Annotated in this window: 15 protein-coding genes and 2 riboswitches; of the genes, 7 read left to right on the forward strand and 8 right to left on the reverse strand. The window is 60.8% G+C overall.

Annotated features, from left to right (window positions below; translation table 11 throughout):
* Positions 1–256: 256 nt before the first annotated feature.
* Positions 257–5,164: an NEL-type E3 ubiquitin ligase domain-containing protein gene (locus BK665_RS23470; protein ID WP_185076612.1), complete on the forward strand. Its 4,908-nt coding sequence runs from the start codon at positions 257–259 to the stop codon at positions 5,162–5,164.
* Positions 5,154–8,987: a dermonecrotic toxin domain-containing protein gene (locus BK665_RS23475; protein ID WP_123408978.1), complete on the forward strand. Its 3,834-nt coding sequence runs from the start codon at positions 5,154–5,156 to the stop codon at positions 8,985–8,987. The genes BK665_RS23470 and BK665_RS23475 overlap by 11 nt, the downstream gene beginning before the upstream one ends.
* A 66-nt stretch (positions 8,988–9,053) precedes the next feature.
* Here BK665_RS23475 and BK665_RS23480 read toward each other — a convergent pair whose 3' ends face one another.
* Entirely contained in the window at positions 9,054–9,548 is a 495-nt protein-coding gene (locus BK665_RS23480; protein ID WP_123408979.1) for a DUF934 domain-containing protein, read from the reverse strand.
* Positions 9,532–11,190 carry a nitrite/sulfite reductase gene (locus tag BK665_RS23485; RefSeq protein ID WP_123408980.1) on the reverse strand — a complete coding sequence of 553 codons (1,659 nt, stop codon included), beginning with the start codon at positions 11,188–11,190 and terminating at the stop codon, positions 9,532–9,534. The genes BK665_RS23480 and BK665_RS23485 overlap by 17 nt, the downstream gene beginning before the upstream one ends.
* A gap of 520 nt (positions 11,191–11,710) precedes the next feature.
* Between BK665_RS23485 and BK665_RS23490 the strand changes: the two genes are divergently transcribed.
* Positions 11,711–12,784 carry an ABC transporter substrate-binding protein gene (locus BK665_RS23490; RefSeq protein WP_123408981.1) on the forward strand — a complete coding sequence of 358 codons (1,074 nt, stop codon included), beginning with the start codon at positions 11,711–11,713 and terminating at the stop codon, positions 12,782–12,784.
* Positions 12,785–12,791: 7 nt separating this feature from the next.
* Here the strand turns inward: BK665_RS23490 and BK665_RS23495 are convergent, their stop codons facing one another.
* A complete protein-coding gene (locus BK665_RS23495) occupies positions 12,792–13,010 on the reverse strand; it encodes a DUF2970 domain-containing protein (RefSeq protein WP_054055132.1) in 219 nt (72 codons plus the stop codon).
* A 459-nt stretch (positions 13,011–13,469) separates the two neighbouring features.
* Positions 13,470–17,180, reverse strand: coding sequence for a methionine synthase (gene metH / locus BK665_RS23505; protein WP_123408983.1), 3,711 nt, complete (start codon positions 17,178–17,180; stop codon positions 13,470–13,472).
* Positions 17,181–17,335: 155 nt separating this feature from the next.
* Here metH and BK665_RS23510 point away from each other — a divergent pair, with 155 nt between their 5' ends.
* From BK665_RS23510 to nfuA, 3 genes are all read left to right on the forward strand, one after another.
* Complete coding sequence (locus tag BK665_RS23510; protein ID WP_123408984.1) at positions 17,336–19,633, forward strand: fatty acid cis/trans isomerase; 2,298 nt, start codon at positions 17,336–17,338, stop codon at positions 19,631–19,633.
* Between the two features lie 186 nt (positions 19,634–19,819).
* Entirely contained in the window at positions 19,820–20,854 is a 1,035-nt protein-coding gene (locus BK665_RS23515; RefSeq protein ID WP_123408985.1) for an acyltransferase family protein, read from the forward strand.
* Between the two features lie 57 nt (positions 20,855–20,911).
* On the forward strand, positions 20,912–21,496 hold the full coding sequence (gene nfuA / locus BK665_RS23520; protein ID WP_054050953.1) for a Fe-S biogenesis protein NfuA: 585 nt from the start codon (positions 20,912–20,914) through the stop codon (positions 21,494–21,496).
* Between the two features lie 171 nt (positions 21,497–21,667).
* Here the strand turns inward: nfuA and cobM are convergent, their stop codons facing one another.
* The 4 genes from cobM to BK665_RS23540 form a co-directional block, all read right to left on the reverse strand.
* Complete coding sequence (gene cobM, locus BK665_RS23525; protein ID WP_123408986.1) at positions 21,668–22,414, reverse strand: precorrin-4 C(11)-methyltransferase; 747 nt, start codon at positions 22,412–22,414, stop codon at positions 21,668–21,670.
* Positions 22,415–22,506: 92 nt separating this feature from the next.
* Positions 22,507–22,920: a cobalamin biosynthesis protein gene (locus BK665_RS23530; RefSeq protein WP_123408987.1), complete on the reverse strand. Its 414-nt coding sequence runs from the start codon at positions 22,918–22,920 to the stop codon at positions 22,507–22,509.
* Positions 22,917–23,624, reverse strand: coding sequence for a CbtA family protein (locus tag BK665_RS23535; RefSeq protein WP_123408988.1), 708 nt, complete (start codon positions 23,622–23,624; stop codon positions 22,917–22,919). The genes BK665_RS23530 and BK665_RS23535 overlap by 4 nt, the downstream gene beginning before the upstream one ends.
* An 11-nt stretch (positions 23,625–23,635) precedes the next feature.
* Positions 23,636–23,830, reverse strand: a complete 195-nt coding sequence (locus tag BK665_RS23540; RefSeq protein ID WP_123408989.1) for a CbtB domain-containing protein — start codon at positions 23,828–23,830, stop codon at positions 23,636–23,638.
* A gap of 120 nt (positions 23,831–23,950) precedes the next feature.
* A riboswitch (cobalamin riboswitch) is annotated at positions 23,951–24,179 on the reverse strand.
* 176 nt (positions 24,180–24,355) lie between these two features.
* Positions 24,356–24,570, forward strand: a riboswitch (cobalamin riboswitch).
* Positions 24,571–24,666: 96 nt separating this feature from the next.
* Between BK665_RS23540 and cobW the strand changes: the two genes are divergently transcribed.
* On the forward strand, positions 24,667–25,731 hold the full coding sequence (gene cobW, locus BK665_RS23545) for a cobalamin biosynthesis protein CobW (protein ID WP_123408990.1): 1,065 nt from the start codon (positions 24,667–24,669) through the stop codon (positions 25,729–25,731).
* The last annotated feature ends 3 nt before the right edge of the window (positions 25,732–25,734 follow it).

Here is a 25,734-nt window from a genome sequence, read left to right on the forward strand (position 1 = left end):
GACAATAACCCGGTCAATTCGTTGGCCGGGTTTTTTTATGCCCGTTGTTTATCAATGCATTAATCGTTAAGTGTATGGTGGTATTTATATATATCTGATGTTCATATAGTTGATGGGTTTGTCGTTATTCTGATCGGATATTGAAGCTTTTAATTGAAACTTTGATCTTTAGACTGAAGGCTCTTATTGTGAAAAGAGTTACGTATTCATGTCTTCTGAAATAACGTCGTCCTCGTCCACAACTAGCACCACGGATATGACGCCTGAACAACAAGGCGTTTTTTACGCATTATTCAAGGATCATCCCATTCCGTCCTGGCTGTCCGAGGCCGACGGCCCGGCCCGTACGTCGCTGTATGCACGGGTAGTGGCCAGCCAGAAATCCCGGGTCGAAGCCGCCACGGCGATGGCCGCACTGAAAAGCCCGCAACAGTTTTGTTCACCGTTATTGGCCAAAGCCATGGAAGCCAAGTTGGGCGAGTCGCTGGATATCAGGGGCGTAGTGTTTCAGCATGTTCGTTCAACTTCGAGCCTGCTTGGGCTGCGCAAGAAACTGGTGCTGCCGATTGATCGTGACTTGTTAGTCGCTGCGTGTGAAAACTTCGAGACCTCTGAAACACTCGAGAGTAACTATGATGACAAGTCACTTATTTATCAGCCGGAACGTATTAACGGCACTTCCAACAAAATACTCGCCCTCAAACCCCATGAGTTTGCCCAGTTGTGCCGCAAGCTGGATCTGGGCAAGCAGTACCAGACCCACCTGAACAGCGTATTTGAACCGTACGCCGACACCGGCGCCGTGCGCCAGGCCTGTGTCCATCATTCCCAGCGCGTGTTAGATGTGGACCGCTATCAGGCGCTGATGAAGAAACACATCACTGAACCGGCGTTCCAGATGCTGGGTGAGGTGATGGACAACACGGCGTCGATCAAGTGGGGCCAGCGCACCGTCGCTCATAAGCGCCTTGAGCTGCTGGGCTACAAGCTGTGCGGCGCGATGCTCATCGTGACGGTCAGTGACGGGGCCTATGTCAACAATCCTTGCGTGCTGTATTTGCCGGGGGATGCCGAGCAACCGCTGAAAGAGTACGGCAGCGTCACCGCACTGGAAGTGGACCTCGGTTCGCGCTTGCTCGACAAGACATTCCAATCCTTGCTCATGCGCTTTGTCTCGCTGAGGGATCGCCCCGGATTCCATTCGGCGCTCGCGGCACGGGATGTGCGCCCCGGCAGCAACTGGATGCAACCCTCGCAACGGGCTTCCTTGCCAGTGACGGCCCTCGCGGTGACAAGCAATCTGTTTGCCGATCTTTACCTGCAACGCGCCGAGCAGGTCATGGCCGATGCGCGTCTGCTGGTCGTGCCCACCGACGATGAAGACGAGAAAACCCGCCTTGGCCGGATGGACACTTACACCACCATCGGCCTCGATCTGGTGCTGTTCGGCATTTCATTCATCCCAGTGGTGGGGGAGGTGATGATGGCGTTGACCGTCGCCGATTTGCTGCTGGGGGTCTACCACGGGATCGAGAGTTGGGCGGCGGGCGAGCAGGAACAGGCTTCGGACTATTTCTTCGATACCCTGGAAAACCTGATCGTGATGGGGGCGCTGTCTGCTGGCGCCGGGCTCGGCAGGGGCGCGCTCAGGACCGTGCGCACCAGCCCCTTCGTCGAGAGCCTGCGGGAGGTCAAGTTCTCCGCCGACAAGGTTCGTTTGTGGAAGCCCGACCTGACGCCCTATCGCCGCCATATCTCGCTGCCGCGCTGGCTCAAACCCGACGAACGAGGCCTGCGCTGGTTCGAAGACCAGGCGTACCTGGCGCTGGACAAGGACATCTACGCGGTTCGCCCGCAGGAGGACACCGACCTGTGGGAGATCGAGGGCTCGAACCTGGGCGAAAACTATGCGCCGGCGCTGGAAACCAACAACGTCGGCGCATGGCGCCATGACTCCGAACTGCCGATGGAGTGGGATCGCCTGACGCTGTTCCGGCGCCTGGGCTATTTGGAGCAGGACATCTCCGATGCGCAGGCGTTGCAGATCCTGCTGGTCAGCGCCACCGACGACAACGCCTTGCGCCAGGTGCTGATCGATCGAACCCGGCCGCCGGCGTTGCTGGTCGATACCGTGCGCCGGTTTGCTACGGACAGCAGGGTCAGCGGGTTCATCCAGGACATGAGCACTGAGCGGACGGCGGCCGTCGCCGACGCCGACCTGCAATTGCGTTTGCTGACCACGCTCAAGACCTGGCCGGCGCAGACCGCGATCAATGTCATTGATGCCACCGGCCAGCCTTTTAGCCGGTACACCGCGCCTGACGTCGAGCAGCCCGGCAAGAGCCTGCAACTGAGCCTGGACAAGGTGCGCAAAGGCGAGTTCTACCCCGAACTGCTGTCCGGCCTGAGCGCCAGTGAACGCACGCACTTGCTCGATTCGCCGTCGGTGGTGGCCGCCGAGCAGATCACCGCGCTGGTGCAGAAATTGGCCGAGCAGGCTGATCGCAAGCGCCGGGACTTGTTCGAATGGATTTATCAGCGCGCCGCGCCGGAGCAAGTGCTGCGCGCCACGGCGTTGAGCAATCAATTCTCCGATTTGCCGGTCAGCGTGATCGATGAGCTGATCCGCCATGCCGACAGCAGTGAACTGATCGAACTGGAAGCCGGCGACGTGCCGTTGCGTCTGGCCGAGGAGGCGCGGCGCTATCGCCAGGTGGTACGGGTCAGCCGGGCCTACGAAGGTCTGTACCTGGACGCAGTGGGCGGCATCGACACCGACCGCGTGGTGTTCGGTGCGTTGCGGCATTTGCCCGGTTGGCAAAGCGATCTGTACGTGCATGTGCTGGAGTGGTCGTTCTACACCGACGAAATGGCCAGCATCGGCGCGGAAAGCGCCTCGCAACAGTTGCTGATCAATGCCCATCCCGACCGTTATGAAGTCCGCGACGCGAGTTCCAATCTGCTCAGCTACCTGCCGGGGCGCACCCGCGCACATTATTTCCAGGCGCTGTGGGAAGGCTTGTCCGTCTCCCGTCGCTCGGCGCTGGGCTTGCACGTCGAGGATCACGGGGTCGGCCTCAGGGCGAAAATTACCCGCCTGGCCCAGGAACGGCGAGCATTCGCCCAGGCGAGCCTTGGTATTTTTCCGGTGCGGGCGAATTACGTTTCGCCCATGCGCCTGGCGGACCCTTTGCTCAGCAAGCCGTCCGCGGGTGCAGCCCCACAGGTTCCGCAGTTGATCGGCCGATCCTCGGCGGTTATCCGCCGTGCGCAGGAGCTGTACCCGACCCATTCGATGGAGCAGATCGAGCTGTTTCTCAGCAGCCTGGGGCCGGTCGAAGTGTTGGTCCTGAGAAAACTGGAAAACCTGCGCCTGGAATTCCTGACCATCAGGACCGTGCTGCAAAACTGGATCAACCGCGACACCTGGTATCAAGCCGAGACGGGGCCGCGGCTCAAGGTCTCGACCCTGGCCAAGAACCGCGCCGCCATGGACATCATCCGCTGCTGGCGACGGGAAACCCCCAGCACACTGACCCTCGACGGCAGGCTGTATGAACTGTCGTTTGCTCCGTTGCAATTGGGTAACTTGCCGTTGATCACCGGTGATTTCAGCCATGTCGGCGCATTGGTCATGGACCGGGTCGGGGCCAGTCCCGGGTTGAACACGTTCCTGCGCAACTTCAAGTTCCTGCGCCGCTTGTCCCTGGTGGGCAACCAGTTGACGCGCGTGCCCCAGGCCGTCAGCAGCATGCCGCGCCTGGAAAACCTGGATTTGAGTGATAACCGCATTCTGATGACTCCGGCGGCAGTGGCTGATCTGGCGGGGCTGTCCCGGTTGAAACAATTGAATCTAAACGCCAATCCGACCCTGAGGCAGGCCCCGGATGTCGCGCACATGCAACTGCTGGAGCGCCTGGAGTTGCGCAGCACCGGCATCAGCCACTGGCCCAACGGATCGACCGGATTGCGGCGCCTGAGGGTTCTGGACCTGCGCGATAACAGCATCACCGAGATCCCGGAAGATGTGTTCTCCGCGCCGGGCAGTTTGAACATGGGCACCGATATTTCCGGCAATCCGCTGTCGGCGCAAACACGCCAGCGCCTCACTGCCTTCCAGCAAACCAGTGAAATCAGCCTGGGGTTGATTGCCACGGGGCGCGGGCAAGGTGTGCAAGACGTATTGATGGACCTCTCGATGAGTTCGACCTGGCTGACGGGCGCATCAGCGCTGGATGCGGTGCGCCGGCGCCAGGTGTGGAGCGCGGTGTATGCGTACCCGGATTCGCGGCCGTTTTTCACCTTGCTTAATCGCCTGCGCTACACCGCCGATTTCCGGGTGGTCTATCGCTCGTTGAGCCAGCGGGTGTGGGACGTGATCGAGGCGGCGGCCGAGGACAGTCATCTGCGCCGCACCTTGTTCCGCATGGCCAATGTCGGGCAACTCAGCGCCGATGGCTCGTCCCTGGTGTTCAGTGATCTGCACGTGCAAGTGCTGTGTTATCGGGCGCTGGGCGTGGTGCGGGACAGGGCCGCGACCGAGACGGAACTGGTGCGGTTGCTGCGCGGTTTGTATCGCCTGCAAGAAGTCGAGCGCCTTGCCGTGAAAAACGTCATCTCCCGTTCGCGCATCGGCCCGCTGACCCTCGAACAAGCGATGGAAATTAGCCTGGCCTATCGGGTGGGGCTGGCCGAACGCCTCGATTTGCCGGCGCAACCGCGGGACATGAATTTAAGCCTGGCAATCGACGTGATTCCGCAAACCCTCGACTGGGTCTACGGCGAAGTGCTGAGGCTTGAACAGTCATCGGCGCTGGCGCACTGGATGACGCTGCAGGAGTTCTGGAAGCGTTACGTGGAAAGCGTCCATCAAGCCGATTTCGATGATCTGGTGTTACGTGCGGCGGTGGCTTTCCAGCAGTTGGATCGCGAGTCGCGCTTTAGCCGCGAGCAGTTCAATCAACACATGGACGCGATCGTTAACAATTTCCGCAATGAACGCATTGCGCTGATGGCCAAGCTGACCGCTGACAGCTTGCGGCGCAACCCTGGCTTACCGTCGATCATTGACGAAACGAAGCGCACGCCTACCCGATTCACGATCAGCCCGACGGGGCAACGGACAGAGCCGGAACAGACAAGGAGTTCACAGGATGCGCATTGACCCAAAACACTCGGTCGGCACTGATCGTTTCGCCGGCCTGACCCTTGACACCGTGCTGCCAATGACCCCGGCGCAATACGCCGCGAAGCTGATCGGGCAACGCTGGGGCACAGCGGTGCTTGATGCGGTTCTGGTGGACCTCAACTACGATTTTTACGGCTACCCGGCCCAGGGCGATGTTCACCAGGGCAGGGCGCGCACCTCCCGCAGCCTGGTCCAGGCGTTGTTGGAGAACTACCAGACCGTGGGCGCCGGACGCTTCGGCGAAACCGCGTTCGGCCTGTACACACCGCCCACCATCGGGCCGCAGGTGCGGATCGTCGAGATCGACGAATCGATCAACCCCGGCGGTGGTTATCGCGATTACGAGGGGATCTACCGAACCACCCTGCCGCAGGTCTACGGGCCGTCCACCCAATTAACGTTGCAACCGGCGGTGTTCAAGGATTGGGTGTGGAACCTGGAGTTCAAGACGCAATACGCCGCTTACGTGGCGGATGCCTGGCCCCAGGATCAAGCCTTGTTGGCGGCGGGCGCTTATCCGTTGCGCACGGCGGTCAAACTGGCCTTTGTCATGGCTGCCTGGTTGCAGCATCAGGAACGCAGCTTGAGCGACGCCGGGCTCGACCTGGCGTTGCGCGCAGCCGCATTGGACGGACGGCAAACCTGGGCGCAACTGACGCTGGCGCAGTTGCAGGCGAGCACGGTGGTGCCGGACTGCGTGGAGGCGGCGCGGCTGGTGATCTATCGCTACAGCGCTGACGACATCTGGCGTTTTCGCGATCGCTCGACCGGGCGGATGCTGCTCTACGTGCCCGGTAATGCTTCGCCGTTCCATGAATTTGCCGACCATCAGGCCCTGTGCGCCTGGGTGGTCGAGATGGCCCGTGACGGTACGCGCAAAAAAGCGCTCGCCGGACACTTCGCCGAAGATGATCGAGAGGACGGCACCTTTCACGCCGGGGTGCTGACCGCCCTGGCCGGGATGGTCACGTACCCGCGCCAATACCGGTTGAAAAAGGGCCATGGTTTTTTCAATAACAGTGGTTATTGGCCGCCCGAAACCTATGTCAGGGTCGAAGTGGCGCCACGCACCGAAGACCCTTTCGCGCAGTGGGTGCGGGTGATGAAACGGGCGGCGCAGACCAGCATCGATACCATTCGCGACGACGCTCAGGTCAATCGCGACAACCTGAGTGCCGTGGTCGAGCCGGTGGTGCAATGGGTCAACCGATTCGGCCCGCTCGCCTTGTTTGTGCCGGGGGGCGAGGGCCTGCTGGCGCTGGCGGGGTTGATTGATGCCGGGTATGGCCTGGATAAAGCGGTGAACGGCAAGACCCCGGACGAGCGCAGGGCCGGTGTCGGGCGCACCCTGTTTGGTTTGCTCAATGCCTTGCCGGTGATCAAGGGGGACGCTGTGCTCAAAGGCGAGGAACGGGCCGCAGAGGCGAGTGCGTCCGGGGTGGGCAGTGAGGCCGCCCACACCGCCGAGCGTGCCGTCAGCGACAGCGTGGCCACGGTGCAATCGCGGATCGCTCGACTGCGCACGCTCATTCCTGAAACCGCTGCCCTCGGCGACGATGCGCTGCGCGCCATCGATCAAGTGTGCGAACTCGACAGCAACGCGTTGGCCCTGTTGCAGGCCGGGCAGCCACCGTCGCCGATTCTGGCGGACACCTTGAGTCGTTTTCGTATCGATCAGGCGTTGCAACAGGCCATCGACCGCCTGCCGGTGGGGTCGGCCGAGGCCGGGCAGGCGCTGGCGGCGCGTGCCGAGCAGTTCAACCTGCGCTACGCCGCGACGCAGCACTCCGATCATGAGTGGGTGAGGCTGTTCCAGTCGCAGTACCCGGGCTTGCCGAAGCAGGCCATCGAACAGATGCTCGACCGCTCGGGCATCGACATCGCCGCGCCCCACACCCTGGCCGAGGCCAAGCGCGTGCTGGGCGAGTTGAGCGTCAAGGCGCAGCAATACGAACGGCATGTGCGCCTGGCCCGCGCCTACGAAGGCCTGTACCTCGCGGCGGTGCAGAACGCTGACAGTGAAGTGCTGGCCTTGCACTCCCTGGAGCGCCTCGCCGGTTGGCCGGTCGGGGCGCGAATTGAGGTTCGCGAAGATTCTGCGCTGGGCAGAGTCCTGGACAGCATCGGCCCGCGCATCGGGACGTCGACCCGCCAATTGATCAAGTTGGGAATGCGCTTCCAGGACGCAGGGCAAACCGTGGACTTTTACCCCGCCTTGCTCAAGGCCTTGTCCCCCGAACAACGCACGGCCCTGGGGTTGCGTGTCGATCACGGGCTGGAAGATCTGCAGGCGAAATTGCGCGCCATGCCGCGTCCGCGCGCCGACCTCGAATCCGGGTTGCGGCGCATGGATGCCGGCCTGCCGTTCGACAGCCTCGGGCTGCGTGGCGGCGGCTTCCCGTCCACGACCGATGCGGCGGCTTTTTCCCGGGCCATCGAAAAGCTCCAGTTGCAGGAGCTATACCCGGCCAGGACGGAGCAAGAGATCGAGGCACAGTTGGCGCTGTGGGGCGAAAACGCGCAGATACACCTGATCGACCTCAGTAGGCAAATGCAGCAACTGCGCGTTGACCTGACGAGCTGGGTTGAGCAGGTCGAGGACGATATCGACCACATGGACATCGACCTGCTGGAAGCCAACGATCCGGAAACCGCCGGCCTCAGCGCCGAGCAAATCCAAGCGGAGAACGATGCCCGGATCGCCGACGCCATTCGCTACGAGCGGCAAACCCGAATGGAACTGGCCTCCGAGCTGGATTTGTTGTGGCAGCAACGGGGCGATACGTCCAGGCGTGTCTACAACAACGGTGAATTCGTGGGGTTTCGCCTGGAGATGGACTACGAGCATTTTCACAGCCTGCCAGCCTTGAACGTGCAGTTGGGCCAGGTGGTGGAACTGACCATGTCCAATTTTTCGTTGACTGAGACGGACAGCCTCTCGCCGTTTTTACGCGGATTTCGCAAATTGCGCGTGCTGGACCTGGCCGGCACCGACCTGCGCCAAAGCGCTGCCAACGGCGCCTGGGTTGGCCGCTTGCCGGCGGCCATCAGCGAACTGACCGAACTCACGCACTTGAACCTGCGGCAAACCGGCCTGACCCTGACCGAACAAGCGGCCGGCGGGTTGAGCAGCCTGACCCGCCTCACGTCGCTGGACATGAGCACTAACCCGTTGGATTTGCCACCGCTGGTGCTGTTCCTGCCCGCGTTGCGCCGCCTCAACCTGCGTGCCACCGGGATTCGCAACTGCCCGGTGGGTGTGCTCGATTACCCGTATCTGCAATTGCTGGACCTGCGTTACAACCACATCGACCGGATCCCCGAAGCCGTGCGCATGCAGTCGGTGGGCAACAATCGGCTGTTGCTGACGGGCAACCCACTGAACGATGCCGACAGCCTGCGCTGGGTCGTCCGTCACCGCCAGGAAACCGGGATCAACGTGTGGATGGGCTTGCCGAGCGCCGATTTCGCCCAGCCCGAGGCTTGGCTGACGGGGTTGTCACCCGAGCAGGCGGCAACCCAGGCCGGGCGCTGGCAACACTTGGCCACCCTGGAGGGCAACGAACGGTTTTTCGGCACGCTGGACATGGTTCGGCGCAGCGCTGATTTCCGGGTGAATTATGCGGCGTTGCAACAGCGGGTCTGGCACTTGGTCGATGCCATCGAAGCATCGCCCGCGCTGTGTCAGCACGTGTTCCGCGATGTGGAGTGGACCGCCGCCAATGGCGATGATCCCTTCGCCAGCTTCGAACAGCTGGAGGCGCGGGTCGCCGCGTTTAACGCCGGCGCGGCACATTAAGGCAGGCGAAAAAAAACCTTGAGCCCGGCTTCGCAGCCATGGCTCAAGGTTTTCCGTTAGTGCGGCTTAGCGGCGTCGGAACAGCGGCAGCGGTTCGTCAGTGGCGGCCTGGTACGTCACCGAGAAGTCCTTGAGACCTTCAAGGGCTTCATACGGGTCTTTATCGGCGCGAATGGCAAACGCGTCGAAACCGCAGCGATGCAGGTAGAACAACTGGTCGCGCAGCACATCGCCAATCGCCCGCAGTTCGCCTTTGAAACCATAACGGTCACGCAGCAGACGGGCGTTGGAGTAGTTGCGACCATCGGTGAAGGCCGGGAAGTTCAGGGCGATGACCTGGAAGTTATCCACGTCTTCACCGATTTCTTCGGCTTCTTCATCGGCGTCCAGCCACACACCCAGGCCGCCATCGCGGGCCTTGAGCATACGGGCATGTTCGCGCCACAGCGACAGCGGCACGATCAGGTCGTCGCAGTTGCTGATTTCGTCGATGTTGAAATCCTTGGGCAGCAAGTGCCAGGTTTCGTCGACGACTTCGTTGTTCTTAATGATTCGCTGCATAGACGCGCTCCTTGAAGAGGTCGATGCCAATACGCTGGTAGGTGTCGATGAAGCGCTCATCTTCGTGACGTTGTTCGATGTACACGTTGATCAGCTTCTCGATCACATCAGGCATGGCTTCCTGGGCGAAGGACGGGCCGAGGATCTTGCCCAGGCTGGCGTCACGGCTGGCGCTGCCACCCAGGGACACCTGGTAGAACTCTTCGCCTTTCTTGTCCACCCCGAGGATGCCGATGTGGCCGACGTGGTGGTGACCACAGGCGTTCATGCAACCGGAAATGTTCAGGTCCAGCTCGCCGATGTCGAACAGGTAATCCAGGTTGTCGAAGCGACGCTGGATCGATTCGGCAATCGGGATCGACTTGGCGTTGGCCAGGGAGCAGAAATCACCGCCCGGGCAGCAGATGATGTCGGTCAGCAAGCCGATGTTCGGCGTGGCGAAACCTTGCTCGCGCAACTCGCCCCACATCGCGAACAGTTGCGACTGCTCAACGTCGGCCAGAATGATGTTCTGCTCGTGGGAGGTGCGCAGTTGACCGAAGCTGTAGCGGTCGGCCAGGTCGGCCACGGCGTCGAGCTGCTTGTCGGTGATGTCGCCCGGCGCAACGCCGGTCGGCTTCAGGGACAGGGTCACGGCCACATAACCCGGCTTCTTGTGCGCCAGAGTGTTGCGGGTGCGCCAGCGGGCGAAACCTGGATGCTCTTTGTCGAGCGCGGCCAGTTCGGCGGTCTGGTTCTCCAGCGCCTTGTAGTCCGGGTCGACGAAGTGTTTGGCCACGCGATGCACTTCGGCCTCGGTCAGCGTGGTCTGGCCACCGCGAAGGTGTTCCATTTCCGCGTCGACTTTCTGCGCGAAGACTTCAGGGGTCAGCGCTTTGACGAGGATCTTGATCCGCGCCTTGTACTTGTTGTCGCGACGGCCGTAGCGGTTGTAAACCCGCAGGATGGCGTCGAGGTAGCTCAACAGGTCCGGCCACGGCAGGAACTCGTTGATGAACGCACCAACCACCGGCGTACGACCGAGGCCGCCACCGACCAGCACACGGAAGCCCAGTTCGCCCGCAGCGTTGAGCACCGGCTCAAGGCCGATGTCATGCACTTCGATGGCCGCACGGTCGGAAGTCGAACCGTTGATGGCGATCTTGAATTTGCGCGGCAGGTAGGCGAATTCCGGGTGGAACGTCGTCCACTGACGGACGATTTCGCACCACGGACGCGGGTCGATCAACTCGTCGGCAGCGACACCGGCGAACTGGTCGGTGGTGACGTTGCGCAGGCAGTTGCCGCTGGTCTGGATTGCGTGCATCTGCACGGTGGCCAATTCAGCGAGGATGTCCGGGATGTCTTCCAGCGCCGGCCAGTTGAACTGCACGTTCTGCCGGGTGCTGATGTGGGCGTAGCCCTTGTCGTAGTCGCGGGCAATCTTGGCCATCATTCGCGTCTGGCGCGAAGTCAGTTGGCCGTAAGGCACCGCCACCCGCAACATCGGGGCGAAACGCTGGATATAAAGGCCATTTTGCAGGCGCAGGGGGCGGAATTCTTCTTCGCTCAGCTCGCCTGCCAGATAGCGTCGGGTCTGATCACGGAACTGCTTGACGCGGTCCTCGATGATCCGCTGATCGTACTCGTCGTATACGTACATATAAGTCCTGTTCTCAGGCTTGGGCCGGTCGGTTCCAGTTGCGTTTTTCGCTTGCTGAAGTCTCCGATACTGCCTCGGCAATTCTGCGCGCACGGCCGCGCACTCCCTACGGAGCCGGGGCAAGATACCAGTTTGCAGTTATGCGCAAAAGTGATGTTTGAGTATATGTAAAGAACCAAAACGACTAACGAGAACCGTTATTACTAAACCCGTATTTGTGGTGTGGGCAATCGTCGTCTTTACTGTGGTCGAGTCTTTATGCAATCACCGATAAAACCGACAAGAGGCGATGCAATGAGCAACCCGACCAAAGCACGGAAAAGCGATAGCACGGTGGATGCCTGGGCGATTTTGTTCCTGATCATCCTGGTTGTAGGAACAGCAGTGTTCTGGGTCAGTCACCAATAGCGACGTCGTCCGAGCCCGGTTCCGATGATTGTCGGACAAAGACCGGAATAAACCCCGTTTTCGGGCGTTCGCTGGCTATAATGCGCGGCGAATTTCCGGGGCTCGGACTTTAATGTTGAAGTTTCTCTGTGGTGTATTGCTGACGCTTGGCTCGGTCTTCGGACCCAGCGCCCAGGCGGCCTCAGTGTTGTTCCTTAATCCGGGCAGCACCACGGAAGCGTTTTGGATCAGCTATTCGCAATTCATGCAGGCGGCAGCCAAGGACTTGGGCATGGAGTTGCAGATTCTCTATTCCCAGCGCGAACCCGAACTCACCATCGCCCAGGCCCGCGAGGCGTTGCAGGGGCCGCATCGTCCGGATTATCTGCTGTTCGCCAACGAACAATACGTCGCTCCGCAAATCTTGCGCCTGGCCCAGGACAGCGGGGTGAAGCTGTTCATGGTCAATGCATCGCTGACCGACAACCAACTGAGCCTGCTGGGCGACCGCCCGGATCGCGTGGGCAGCCTGGTGCCCAACGACGAGGAGGGCGGCTACTTGATGCTTCAGGAGCTGATTCGCCAGCATCCGCCGGTACAACCGGGGCAATCCATCGAGTTGCTGGCGTTTTCCGGGCTGAAGATCACCCCGTCGGCACAACTGCGGGAAAAAGGCATGCTGCGAGCCTTGGCCGAACACCCGGAAGTGCGTTTGCGGCAACTGGTCTACAGCGGCTGGACCCGTGAGCGCGCCTATGAGCAGGCGCGGTTGTTGTTCCAGCGCTACCCGAAGGTCACGCTGGTGTGGTCGGCCAATGACGAAATGGCGTTCGGCGCCATGCAGGCGTTTGCGGAGGCTGGAGGCACGCCGGGCAGGGATGCGTGGTTCAGCGCCTTCAATACCTCACCGCAGGCGCTCAAAGCCATGGTTGATGGACGCTTGAGCGTCTTGCTCGGCGGGCATTTCACCTTGGGTGGCTGGGCGATGGTGGAGTTGCATGACATCGATCAGGGCGTAGACCTGAACCGTTACGGCGGGCGTGACCGGCAGATTCCGCTGTTGCAACTGATCGACAAGGCCCAGGCCAAGCGAATGCTGGCCATGGGCGATGCACCGGATTACGGCGTGAACTTCCGGCACCTGTCGGCCAAGGGGCGACCGACGTCCTATCGGTATCCCTTCAGTCTGCAAACGTTGATGCATTGAAACCGCTTCAAACCCCTGCCAGCAGCAACACCAGTTTGACGATGCCGAACAGCGACAGCGCAAACACCGCCGTGAACAAAATCCCCAGAATCACGAAATGACTCGGCTTGCCGTGAGTGAAGTCCCGCGCACGGTTCTTCCCGCTCTGCACCCCGAAAGCCGCAGCGACCACGCTGTGCAGCATCTGCCATAAGGTCGGCGGTTTGTTGTCGACTGGATCGTCCATAAATCCCTCGTCATGTTTGTGTGTCAGGCAAGCATAGACAATGCAGGGGATTCCTGTAGGAGCCGGGTATTTTTGATCGCCCCCAAACCCCTGTGGGAGCGGGCTCGCTCGCGAAGGGGCCGTAACATCCAACAACTTCGTTGACTGTTCCACCGCTTTCGCGAGCAAGCCCGCTCCCACAATTGATCAATGTAGAACCGGGTATTTGTAAACGCCACAAAGCCCCTGTAGGAGCAAGGCTTGCCCGCGAAGGGGCCATCACATTCAACACCTTCGTTGACTGTTCCACCGCTTTCGCGAGCAAGCCCGCTCCCACAATTGATCGGTGTTGAACCGAGTATTTTTGATCGCCCCCAAACCCCTGTGGGAGCGGGCTTGCTCGCGAAGAGGCCATCACATTCAACATCTCCGTTGACTGTTCCACCGCTTTCGCGAGCAAGCCCGCTCCCACAAGTTTTGTCAGTTGTCGTACCCGAGGTTCGGCGCCAGCCAACGTTCGGTCACGCTCAGTTCCTGGCCTTTGCGCGAGGTGTAGCTCTGCACCTGGTCTTTGTCGATCTTGCCTACGGCGAAGTATTGCGCCTGCGGATGCGCGAAGTACCAGCCGCTGACCGCCGCTGCCGGGAACATCGCGTAGTGTTCGGTGAGGAACACGCCGCTGCGGCCGGCCTGCATTTCGCTGGCTTCTGGGTCGAGCAGGGCGAACAGCGTGCCTTTCTCGGTGTGATCCGGGCAGGCCGGGTAGCCAGGGGCAGGGCGGATGCCGGTGTATTGCTCTTTGATCAGCGCCTCGTTGTCCAGCGTCTCGTCCTTGGCATAACCCCAGTGTTCTTTACGCACTTGCTGGTGCAACCACTCGGCGCAGGCTTCGGCCAAACGGTCGGCCAGGGCCTTGACCATGATCGAGTTGTAATCGTCACCCGCGTCCTGATACGCCTTGGCCACTTCTTCGGCGCCGATGCCGGCGGTGGTGATGAAACCACCCACGTAGTCGGTGATTTCGCTGTCCTTCGGTGCGACGAAGTCGGCCAGGGAGAAGTTCGGCTTGCCGTCGGTCTTGATGATCTGCTGACGCAAGTGATGCAGTTTGGCGATCGGCTTGCCGTCGTCGCCGTAGACTTCGATGTCATCCTCGCGCACCTGATTGGCCGGCCAGAAACCGAACACCGCACGGGCGCTGATCAGTTTTTCGTCGATCAGCTTGGCGAGCATTTCCTGAGCATCGGCGTACAGCGAGGTCGCGGCTTCACCGACCACTTCGTCTTCGAGGATGCGCGGGAACTTGCCAGCCAGGTCCCAGGAGATAAAGAACGGCGTCCAGTCGATGTACTCGGCTAGCACCTTCAAATCGATGTTATCCAGCACCCGCGAACCGGTGAATGTCGGTTTGACCGGCTCGTAAGTGCTCCAGTCAAACTGCGGCTTCTTGGCAATCGACGCCGGGTAGCTCAGGCGTTCGGTGCGGGCGCTGCGGTTGGCGGTGCGTTCGCGGACTTCGATGTATTCCAGGCGTGTCTTCTCGATGAAGGCCGGCTTCAATTCCTTGGACAGCAACTGCGTGGCCACACCCACGGCGCGGGAGGCGTCGGTGACGTAGATCACCGCGTCATTGCTGTATTTCGGTTCGATTTTCACCGCGGTGTGTGCTTTGGAAGTGGTCGCACCACCGATCATCAGCGGCAGGTGGAAGTCCTGGCGCTGCATCTCGCGAGCCACGTGAACCATTTCATCCAGCGACGGCGTGATCAGGCCGGACAGGCCGATGATGTCGCACTTCTGCTCCTTGGCCACCTGCAGGATTTTCTCCGCCGGCACCATCACGCCGAGGTCGACGATGTCGTAGCCGTTACAGCCCAGCACCACGCCCACAATGTTCTTGCCGATATCGTGCACGTCACCTTTCACGGTGGCCATCAGGATCTTGCCCTTGGCTTCCGGCTTGTCGCCTTTTTCCAGTTCGATGAACGGGATCAAGTGGGCCACGGCCTGCTTCATCACCCGGGCTGATTTCACCACTTGCGGCAGGAACATTTTGCCGGCGCCGAACAGGTCGCCGACGATGTTCATGCCGGACATCAGCGGGCCTTCGATTACTTCGATCGGGCGGCTGAACGACTGACGGGACTCTTCGGTGTCTTCAACAATGTGCGTGGTGATGCCCTTGACCAGGGCATGTTCCAGCCGCTTGTTGACCGGCCAGCCGCGCCACTCTTCGGTCTCGGCTTCCTTGACGCTGCCGTCGCCCTTGTACTTGTCGGCGATGGCGAGCAGGGCGTCGGTGCCTTCCGGGGTGCGGTTGAGCACCACGTCTTCCACAGCGTCACGCAGCTCGGCCGGGATCTGGTCGTAGATCTCCAATTGGCCGGCGTTGACGATGCCCATGGTCAGGCCGTTGCGGATCGCATACAGCAGGAACACCGAGTGAATCGCCTCGCGCACCGGGTTGTTGCCCCGGAACGAGAACGACACGTTGGACACGCCGCCGGAGGTCAGGGCATACGGCAGCTCGTCGCGGATGTAGGCACAGGCGTTGATGAAGTCGACGGCGTAGTTGTTGTGTTCTTCGATGCCGGTGGCGATGGCGAAGATGTTCGGGTCGAAGATGATGTCTTCCGGCGGGAAGCCGACTTCGTTGACCAGAATGTCGTAGGAGCGTTTGCAGATTTCTTTCTTGCGTTTTTCGGTGTCGGCCTGGCCGGCTTCGTCGAACGCCATCACCACCACCGCAGCGCCGTAGCGCTTGCACAGTTTGGCGTGATGAATGAACTGCTCGACGCCTTCTTTCATGCTGATCGAGTTGACGATGCCCTTGCCCTGAATGCACTTGAGGCCGGCTTCGATCACTTCCCATTTGGAGGAGTCGATCATGATCGGCACGCGGGAGATGTCCGGTTCACCCGCAATCAGATTGAGGAAGGTCACCATCGCCTTCTTCGAATCGAGCATCCCTTCGTCCATGTTGATGTCGATCACCTGGGCGCCGGCTTCGACCTGCTGCAGGGCGACTTCCAGGGCTTCGGTGTAGTTGTCTTCACGGATCAGGCGGGCAAATTTGGCGGAACCGGTGATGTTGGTGCGCTCGCCGACGTTGATGAACAACGAGTTGCGGTCGATGGTGAACGGTTCCAGACCCGACAGGCGGCAAGCCTTCGGAATGTCCGGAATTTCACGTGGTGCATAACCGGCCACGGCATTGGCGATGGCTTCGATGTGGCCCGGGGTGGTGCCGCAGCAACCGCCGACGATGTTGAGGAAGCCGCTTTGGGCGAATTCTTCGATGACCTTGGCGGTTTCCGCCGGCAGTTCGTCGTACTCGCCGAATTCGTTCGGCAGGCCGGCGTTCGGGTGCGCCGAGACGTGGGTGCCGGCCTTGTTCGACAGCTCTTCCAGGTACGGACGCAATTCGCTGGCGCCGAGGGCGCAGTTCAGGCCGACCGAGATGGGCTTGGCGTGGGCCACGGAGTTCCAGAACGCTTCGGTGGTCTGGCCCGACAGGGTGCGGCCGGAGGCGTCAGTGATGGTGCCGGAGATCATGATCGGCAACTCGATGCCCAACTCTTCGAACACCCCTTGCACGGCGAAGATCGCGGCTTTGGCGTTCAAGGTGTCGAAAATGGTTTCGATCAGGATCAGGTCGGCGCCGCCTTCGATCAGGCCTTTGGTGGCCTCGGTGTAGTTTTCCACCAGTTCATCGAAGGTCACGTTGCGGTAGCCGGGGTTGTTCACGTCTGGCGACAGCGAGCAGGTGCGGCTGGTCGGGCCGAGCACGCCGGCGACGAAGCGCGGCTTGTCCGGGTTCTCGAGGGTTTTCGCATCGGCCACCTTGCGCGCCAGGCGAGCGCCTTCTACGTTCAGTTCGTAGGCCAGTTCTTCCATGCCGTAGTCGGCCATGGAAATCCGGGTGGCGTTGAAGGTGTTGGTTTCCAGAATGTCGGCGCCGGCATCCAGGTAGGCTTTCTCGATGCCGCCAATCACGTCCGGACGGGTCAGTATCAGCAGGTCGTTGTTGCCCTTGACGTCGCTCGGCCAGTCGGCGAAGCGTTTGCCACGGTAATCCTGCTCTTCGAGCTTGTAGCTCTGGATCATCGTGCCCATGCCGCCGTCGAGAATCAGGATGCGCTCTTTGAGGGCGTGCTTGAGAGCTTGAAGGCGAACACTGCGATCGGACATTTGGACTACTCGGAAAGACCATGACGAAGGGCCGGGATCATAGCAAACCTGTGCGCTTTTAGAGCATGCCAAGGTTTTGCATGAATATCGCTCATGTTGGTGGCATTGGTAGACCGGTAGAATCGCGGCGTTTTTTCATGATCGGGACCAGGGACATGTCGTATCGCGTCGTCGTCAGCATTTTAATGCTGCTATCAAGCTGGGGCGCCGCTGCGCAAAGTCCTGAAATTTCCGCTGCCATTTCCTATACCCGCGACATCCAACCGATCTTCACCGAAAAGTGCGTGGCCTGCCATGCCTGCTACGACTCCGCTTGTCAGCTCAACCTGGGCAGTGGCGAAGGGGCGGCCCGTGGCGCGACCAAGATTCCGGTCTATGACGGCGAGCGCAGTGTCGCCGCCGCGCCGACCCGGCTGTTTTATGACGCTTTCGGCAAACGGGCCTGGCAGCACAAGGACTTCTATTCGGTCCTCGACGCCCAGGGCAGTCAGGCGGCGTTGATGGCGCGAATGCTGGAACTGGGCCACAAAACCCCGCTGACGCCCAACGCCAAGTTGCCGGAAGACATCGTGCTGGGCCTGAACCGGGAAAACATGTGCGCGATGCCGGCGGAGTTCGACGGTTATGCCGGCGCCCACCCCAAAGAAGGCATGCCCCTGGCGGTGACCGGCCTGACCGATCAGCAATACCAGACGTTGCAACGCTGGCTCGCCTCCGGGGCGCCGATTGATGAGCAAGGTTTGGTGCCTTCCGCGCAGGAAGCCTTGCAGGTGGTGCAATGGGAAAACCTGCTCAACGCCAACGGCTCTCGCGGCAGTCTAGTGGGGCGCTGGCTGTTTGAGCATTGGTTCCTGGCGCACATCTACTTCAAGGATGGCGAGCCGGGGCATTTTTTCCAGTGGGTACGTTCGCGCACGCCCACCGGGCAACCCATCGATCTGATCAACACCCGCCGCCCGAACGATGATCCCGGCACCCAGGTGTATTACCGGTTGTGGCCGGTGCAGGGCGTGATCGTGCAAAAGACCCACATCACCTACCCGCTGAGCGCGGCGAAGTTGTCGCGGGTCAAAAGTCTGTTTTTCAGCGGTAACTGGCAGGTCAACGCCTTGCCGGGTTACGGCCCGGAACGCCGGGCCAATCCGTTCACCACGTTTGAAGCGATCCCGGCCCAGGCGCGCTATCAGTTTATGCTCGATAACGCCGAATACTTCGTTCGCACCTTTATTCGCGGCCCGGTGTGTCGTGGGCAGATCGCCACTGATGTGATCCGCGATAACTTCTGGGCGCTGTTCCAGGCCCCGGAGCACGACCTGTACATCACCGACCCGAACTACCGAGGCCAGGCCACACCGTTGCTGGCGATGCCGGGGCAGAATGACGATGTCGGCAGCGTGCTGGGCCTGTGGCACGACTACCGCGACAAGCGCAACGAATACGAAGCCCTGCGCCGGGACAGCTACGCCGATGCGCCGGCGCCGAGCTGGTCGACGTTGTGGGCCGGTAATGACAATGCTTTGTTGAGCATTTTCCGGCATTTCGACAGCGCTTCGGTGAACAAAGGCCTGATCGGTGACGTGCCGCAAACCATCTGGCTGTTCGATTACCCGCTGCTGGAACGCACGTATTACCAGTTGGCGGTCAACTTCGATGTGTTCGGCAACGTTTCCCACCAAGCCCAGACGCGCCTGTATTTCGACCTGATCCGTAATGGCGCCGAGCAGAATTTCCTGCGCCTGATGCCCGCCGACTCCCGGAACGACTACCTCGACGATTGGTATCAGAGCAGCGGCAGGTTCAAGATGTGGCTGGATTACGAGTCCATCGACAATGACAAACCGACTGCGCTGAAACTCGACGAAAAAGACCCGAAACGCGACTTTGCCCTGCAGTTGCTGGCCCGTTACGGCGACCTCAATGCCAAGCCTGACCCGATCAACCGTTGCGACGGCGCCTATTGCTCGCGGCCGAATATTGATCCGGCATTGCAGAACGCCGAACAAGCCCTGAGTCGCCTGGCGTCGCGACCGGCGGCGGGGTTGAAGGTCATCGATCAGTTGCCGGAAGCGACAATGCTGCGCATCGAAACTGTCAGCGGCAAGCGCGAGATCTACAGCCTGCTGCGCAACCGCGCCCATAGCAACGTGGCGTTCCTGCTCGGCGAATCCCTGCGCTATCAACCGGGGCTGGATACCTTGACCATTTATCCGGGCGTGCTCAGCAGCTACCCGAACTTCATGTTCAACATCCCGGCGCATCAAGTGCCGGCGTTCGTGGACGCCATGGAAAACGCCAAGGATGCCCATCGCTTCGAGAAAATCGTTGAGCGTTGGGGGATTCGCCGCAGTCATCCGCAGTTCTGGTTTTACTTCCATGACCTGAGTACCTACGTCCACGAGACGGATCCGGTGGAAGAGGGCGTGCTGGATATGAATCGGTACGAGAATCTTTGATCGACTTTTGATGGCAGGCCGGTGTCGGATCTATAAGGCACCGCCGAACCCCTGTGGGAGTGGGCTTGCTCGCGAAAGCGGCGTATCAGTCGACATTGATAGCGCCTGACTCACCGCCTTCGCGAGCAAGCCCGCTCCCACAAGGGGATTTGCGGTGATTTGCGAATCGCGCTCGGAGGGCGGTTGATGTTGATTTCGGTACAAGCCCTGCGCTTCATCGCTGCCTGGGCGGTGGTCGGTCACCATTTCATGCAGATTTTCTTCGACTTCCACGCCCGTGGGCCGGTGGGGCAGGCGTTTATCGACAAGGGCGCGGTGGGCGTGGACATCTTCTTCGTCATCAGCGGCCTGGTGATTTTCCTGTCCACCGAGGGCAAATCCCTGCCGCCGATGCGATTCCTGTTGTATCGACTGTTCCGCATCGTCCCGGCGTATTGGCTGTACACCGCGCTGATGGCATTGGTGGTTGTATTCGCGCGGCCGGTTTTGCCTGATCAAACGGTGGATTGGTCGCATTTCCTGCTGTCGCTGTTGTTTATTCCTACGCAAAACCCCGGCGGTTACGGGATTTACCCAACGCTCAACGTCGGCTGGACCCTGAACTACGAAATGCTGTTTTACCTGCTGTTCGCCTGGGCGCTGCTGTTCCGCTTGCATTGGCGGTTATTGATCGTCGCCGCGCTGTTGTTCGCGGTGTGCCAGGCCTGGACCGGTTATGGCTGGGTCAGCGAGTTCTACCGTTCGGACATCGTTTATGAGTTCTTGCTGGGGATCGCACTCGGCATGATCTACCGCCAAGGCTGGATCAGGCCGGGATATTGGCTGCCGCTGCTGGGGATTGGCGGCGCATTGCTGATGATTTACCTGCTGCCACCGGTGCCACGCTTCCTAGCTTGGGGCTTGCCGAGTGCGGTGTTGGTGATGGCGTGCATCTCGCTGGAGCGTTATGTCGAGCATAACCGGGTGTTTGCGCTGCTCGGCAATTGTTCCTATTCGGTGTACCTGATGCACGTGCTGGTGCTGTCGGCCGGGGGATTTGTCGCACAACGTTATGGCGTAAATCCCTACGTGATGTTCGCCGTTTGCGCGGCGACTATCGGCGTTGCGTCCTGGGCAAGTTACGAATGGGTGGAAAAACGCAGCTATCGGTGGCTTAAAGAGTGGATTGACGGCGAAACGGCAACTCAACCGGCACCGGCTCTTTCCCGACAAAAATACTAGGACTTTGTGCGGCGCGATGATTGGCGTAAACTGCGCCCAAGCCTGCGAGGAGTTTCCATGACCGCTATTACCATTACTGACGCCGCCCACGATTATCTGGCTGATCTGCTCTCCAAGCAGAACACCCCAGGCATCGGCATCCGCGTCTTCATCACCCAGCCTGGCACCCAGTACGCCGAAACCTGCATTGCCTACTGCAAGCCGGGCGAAGAAAAACCTGAAGACACCGCGTTGGGGCTCAAAAGCTTCACCGCGTACATCGACTCGTTCAGCGAAGCTTTCCTGGATGATGCGGTCGTCGACTACGCCACCGACCGCATGGGCGGCCAACTGACCATTAAGGCGCCAAACGCCAAAGTCCCGATGGTCAACGCCGACAGCCCGGTCAACGAGCGCATCAACTACTACCTGCAAACCGAGATCAACCCGGGGCTCGCGAGCCACGGCGGTCAGGTCAGCCTGATCGATGTGGTCGAAGACGGCATCGCCGTACTCAAGTTCGGCGGCGGTTGCCAGGGCTGTGGCCAGGCTGACGTTACCTTGCGCGAAGGCATCGAGCGCACCTTGCTCGAGCGCGTTCCGGAGCTCAAGGGTGTTCGTGACGTGACTGACCATACGCAGAAAGAAAACGCCTACTACTAAGGTGTTCGCTGCGACATAAAAAACGGCACCCCGTGAGTGCCGTTTTTTTATGGGGGCGATTCACTGACGCCTTCGCGAGCAAGCCCGCTCCCACACAGGATCTGCGGTGCACACAGATTTTGTGTCCGACGACAATCCCCTGTGGGAGCGGGCTTGCTCGCGAAGAGGCCGCTAAGGACGATACAAATGCGCATGCCCGGCGCGATACAACGACGACTCACTAAACTGATCACTCCCCAACACCCGACCCACCAGAATCAACGCCGTACGCCGAAATCCCTTGGCTTCAACCTTCGCGGCAATATCCTCCAGCGTCCCCACCACCCAATCCTGATCCGGCCACGTCGCCCGATGAATTACCGCAATCGGGCAGTCCGCGCCGTAATGCGGCAGCAGTTCAGCCAGGATTTTCTGCAGATGATTGACCCCCAGATGAATCGCCATGGTCGCCCCATGCTGCGCCAGGCTGCCCAGTTCTTCGCCGGCCGGCATAGCGGTTTTGTCGGCGTAGCGGGTGAGGATCACGCTTTGCGAGATGTCCGGCAAGGTCAGTTCGGCGCCCAATAACGCCGCGCAAGCTGCCGTGGCGGTGACGCCAGGAATGATTTCAAACGCAATATCCAGCTCGCGCAGGTGACGAATCTGCTCGCCAATCGCACCATACAAACTCGGATCACCCGAATGCACCCGCGCCACATCCTGCCCCTTGGCGTGGGCGGTCTTGATCAATTCGACGATCTGTTCCAGGTGCAACTCGGCACTGTTGACCAGCGTTTCCGCCCGGTGACCTTCCAGCACAGCCGCCGGCACCAGGGAACCGGCGTAGATGATCACCGGGCAGCTGCGAATCAGCCGCTGGCCTTTGACGGTGATCAGTTCCGGGTCGCCGGGGCCTGCGCCAATGAAGTAGACGGTCATCGTCTGTTCCTAAAAAGAGCTGTCATAAAAAGGGCTTGGGCAATGCTTCAGATGAAGATTGCTCATGATCGAGGCGGGGATTATCGGGGATTTCAGGCAGCGCTGGCCAATGCAAGGGTGGCCTGGGCGTATTTTTGTCGCGAAATCAGCAATTTGGCCGGTGCCTGGGCCAGGTGTTCGGCCAGGGCCAGGGCGGCACTTTCCGCCACGCCGTAGCAACCGGTGCGTTCGAACGCGATCTGCGATTGATGGCTGAGCTGCGGCTGATACCCGGCCAGTTGTTCGCTGCTGAAATACATCAGCTCCAGTCCGAGTTGCGCGGCCAACTCGCTCAGGCCGGGTTCATCACGCTTCAGGTCGATGCTGGCCAGGGCCTTGATCTCACGAAGTTCGATTTGATGCGCCTGAAGTGCCTGATCGAGCAGCGCCCGCAGCGTGCTGGCAGGGCAGCCGCGCTGGCAGCCCAGGCCGACCACTAAGGTCGGCGCTGTGCTGGTGTCAGTCATGCGTGGGTTTGGCCATCGCTTTTGCGGCGGAACAACCAGGCGCTGATCAGGCCCAGGGCCAGCCAGAACACCACGTTGGTCAACTGCGAAGCGATTTTGAACTGCGACTCCAGGGCTTCGGGGGCCAGCATCGAGTGGACTTGCGGCTGCGGCGCGCCAATCACGTGTGGAACCACGAGAATCGCCACGCCGAGGATCTTCATCAGCCAGTGACGGCTGAACACAATCAGCGCGATGCCGACAGCGGTGGACGCCGCGGTGCCGATCCACCAGATTTGCCGTTGTGTCAGATCGGCGGCGGCGGTGCCCGGCAGTTCCGGCGGCAAACCGAGGGTCGGCGCCAGGACGAAAGTGGCGTAGCCCGCCAGGCCCCAGAGCAGGCCTTGAGCGGTTTTGGTCGGCGCACGCAGGGTGTAGAGGCCCGCGAGCATCAGCGCAAAGCCAACCGCGACCACCAGGTTACCGCCGGTGGTGGACAGCACGCGCTGCCAGCCGTCTTCCGGCTCCCAGGCTTCGGCGTCGTGGGTGTGGGCGGCCATGGCGCCTTCGGCGTGCTCGTGAGCAACCACTGCCGCCGGCTCGGATTTTTCATAGGTTTCCGCCTGAAGAATCAGCGGGGCGACCCAGAAACTTTGCAGCAGGGTCAGCAACAGGGCGGCCAGCAACCCGGTGAAACCTGCGGTTTGCGCAATACGCTTGATCATGTCGGCAGGTCTCAATGGCACGGGAACGCGGAGCTGTGACGGGTATCGTGGGCGGCGTTGTGCACCGCTTCGATGTGCGAGAACCCGGCGAAATACACCAGGCACGCGCCCAGGATCGACGCGCATACGGCGGCGGTCAGGCGTTGGCTCAGGGTTGTGGTGCTGCTGGCGGTGCTGCTGTGGTCGGTGCTGCTGATGATCGACATGGCGCTTCCCTCTGGTCTGTCAGCGGGTGAATAGAGCGCATGAAAGACCCTTGCGCATAGGGCACGCAAAGGTTCGAACAGCGCCCGCCCACCGCGGGTTTGTTATTCAGTGATCGTAGTGGTCACTTTGTGTTGCGGGCCGGTCTCCGGGCTCACGAGGGGCTTGGGCTTGCGCCGAAACCTGCAAGAATCGCCTTCCCATGCCGAACTGCCGGCACAGTGGATCTGATTCTTCGCTCGCTTACCGTTGCGGGGGCAGCACCGGACTGACATGACTTTAGAGTAAAGCACATGATTCACCGGTTTCCCGTTTCACCCTGTGAAGGGCACCCGTAACAAGGCGCACAGGAGAGCATGGGCGGGGCGGGGGAGTCAATTGGCAGGGGTTCTCAGTTGGAGACCGAGTCGCTCCCTTCGCGAGCAAGCCCGCTCCCACAGGTGACCACATTCCCATGTGGGAGCGGGCTTGCTCGCGAAGGCGTGCGCACGGACACCACAAGACATTGACCCGCCCCCAACCGATGCGTAGCCTTGCGCTTTCGAGGTTCTTCGGCGTTGGCCGAAGCTAAGAAGGGAACGCGGTCGATGCCGCGGCTGCCCCCGCAACTGTGAACGGTGATGTTCGCTGCCACGCCACTGCAAGCCCGATTCAAAGGGTTCGCGGGAAGGCGCAGCGAATGCCAGGCCCCCAAGGCCGGCGCACTGAAAGCCAGGAGACCTGCCTCGAAACGAATTCTCACTACAACCGGGCGGGGTGATCCGGTGGCGAAATCTTCCGCGCATTCATCGCCGCGGTCGTCGTCCCGTATGCCCGCCACCTTGCCAAAGGGCATCCGATGAAAACACTGGCCAAACTCCCCGTCACCATCGTTACCGGCTTCCTCGGCTCGGGCAAAACCACCTTGCTGCGCCACATGCTCGACAACGCCCAGGGTCGCCGTATCGCGGTGATCGTCAACGAGTTTGGCGAACTGGGCATCGACGGCGAAATCCTCAAGCAGTGCTCCATCGGTTGCACCGAAGAAGAAGCCAACGGCCGAGTTTACGAACTGGCCAATGGCTGCCTGTGCTGCACCGTCCAGGAAGAGTTCTTCCCGGTGATGCGCGAACTGGTGGCCCGTCGCGGCGACCTCGACCACATCCTGATCGAAACCTCGGGCCTGGCCCTGCCAAAACCCCTGGTGCAAGCCTTCCAGTGGCCGGAAATCCGCAGCGCCTGCACGGTTGACGCGGTGATCACCGTGGTCGACAGCCCGGCCGTCGCCGCCGGCACCTTCGCCGCGTTCCCGGATCAAGTCGACGCCCAGCGCAAACTCGATCCGAACCTGGACCACGAATCGCCACTGCACGAATTGTTCGCCGACCAACTGGCCAGCGCCGACCTCGTCATCCTCAACAAGGCTGACCTGATCAGCCCGGAAGACCTGGCCCGGGTGCGCCTGGAAGTCGCCGAAGAACTGCCGCCGGCCGTAAAAGTTATTGAAGCCAGCAGCGGTCGCGTGCCTTTGGATGTACTGATCGGCCTCGGCGCCGGTTCCGAAGAACACATCGACAGCCGTCACAGCCATCACGATCACCACCACGGTGACGGCGATGATGACCACGATCATGACGCCTTCGATTCCATCTCCATCGAGCTGCCGCAAGCCGACGAAAGCCTGCTGATGGACGCGCTGACGCAACTGGTGGTCAAGCACGGCATCCTGCGCGTTAAAGGCTTCGCCGCGATCCCGCACAAACCGATGCGCCTGCTGATCCAGGGCGTGGGCACGCGTTTCGACAAGCACTTCGACCGTCAGTGGGGCGCCGATGAAGCGCGCACCACCCGTCTGGTGCTGATCGGCCAGGAACTGGATGCCGCGCAACTCGAAGCGCAACTGCGCGCCGCGCTCAGCGTTTAAGCC

This window comes from Pseudomonas frederiksbergensis (assembly GCF_003732665.1).
GTDB lineage: Bacteria > Pseudomonadota > Gammaproteobacteria > Pseudomonadales > Pseudomonadaceae > Aquipseudomonas > Aquipseudomonas frederiksbergensis_G.

Bases quoted from the DNA above. Each gene is read 5' to 3' on its own strand.
- BK665_RS23470 (WP_185076612.1), top strand. From the start codon at position 257: ATGACGCCTGAACAACAAGGCGTTTTTTACGCATTATTCAAGGATCAT.
- BK665_RS23475 (WP_123408978.1), top strand. From the start codon at position 5,154: ATGCGCATTGACCCAAAACACTCGGTCGGCACTGATCGTTTCGCCGGC.
- BK665_RS23480 (WP_123408979.1), bottom strand. From the start codon at position 9,548: ATGCAGCGAATCATTAAGAACAACGAAGTCGTCGACGAAACCTGGCAC.
- BK665_RS23485 (WP_123408980.1), bottom strand. From the start codon at position 11,190: ATGTACGTATACGACGAGTACGATCAGCGGATCATCGAGGACCGCGTC.
- BK665_RS23490 (WP_123408981.1), top strand. From the start codon at position 11,711: ATGTTGAAGTTTCTCTGTGGTGTATTGCTGACGCTTGGCTCGGTCTTC.
- BK665_RS23495 (WP_054055132.1), bottom strand. From the start codon at position 13,010: ATGGACGATCCAGTCGACAACAAACCGCCGACCTTATGGCAGATGCTG.
- metH (WP_123408983.1), bottom strand. From the start codon at position 17,180: ATGTCCGATCGCAGTGTTCGCCTTCAAGCTCTCAAGCACGCCCTCAAA.
- BK665_RS23510 (WP_123408984.1), top strand. From the start codon at position 17,336: ATGTCGTATCGCGTCGTCGTCAGCATTTTAATGCTGCTATCAAGCTGG.
- BK665_RS23515 (WP_123408985.1), top strand. From the start codon at position 19,820: ATGTTGATTTCGGTACAAGCCCTGCGCTTCATCGCTGCCTGGGCGGTG.
- nfuA (WP_054050953.1), top strand. From the start codon at position 20,912: ATGACCGCTATTACCATTACTGACGCCGCCCACGATTATCTGGCTGAT.
- cobM (WP_123408986.1), bottom strand. From the start codon at position 22,414: ATGACCGTCTACTTCATTGGCGCAGGCCCCGGCGACCCGGAACTGATC.
- BK665_RS23530 (WP_123408987.1), bottom strand. From the start codon at position 22,920: ATGACTGACACCAGCACAGCGCCGACCTTAGTGGTCGGCCTGGGCTGC.
- BK665_RS23535 (WP_123408988.1), bottom strand. From the start codon at position 23,624: ATGATCAAGCGTATTGCGCAAACCGCAGGTTTCACCGGGTTGCTGGCC.
- BK665_RS23540 (WP_123408989.1), bottom strand. From the start codon at position 23,830: ATGTCGATCATCAGCAGCACCGACCACAGCAGCACCGCCAGCAGCACC.
- cobW (WP_123408990.1), top strand. From the start codon at position 24,667: ATGAAAACACTGGCCAAACTCCCCGTCACCATCGTTACCGGCTTCCTC.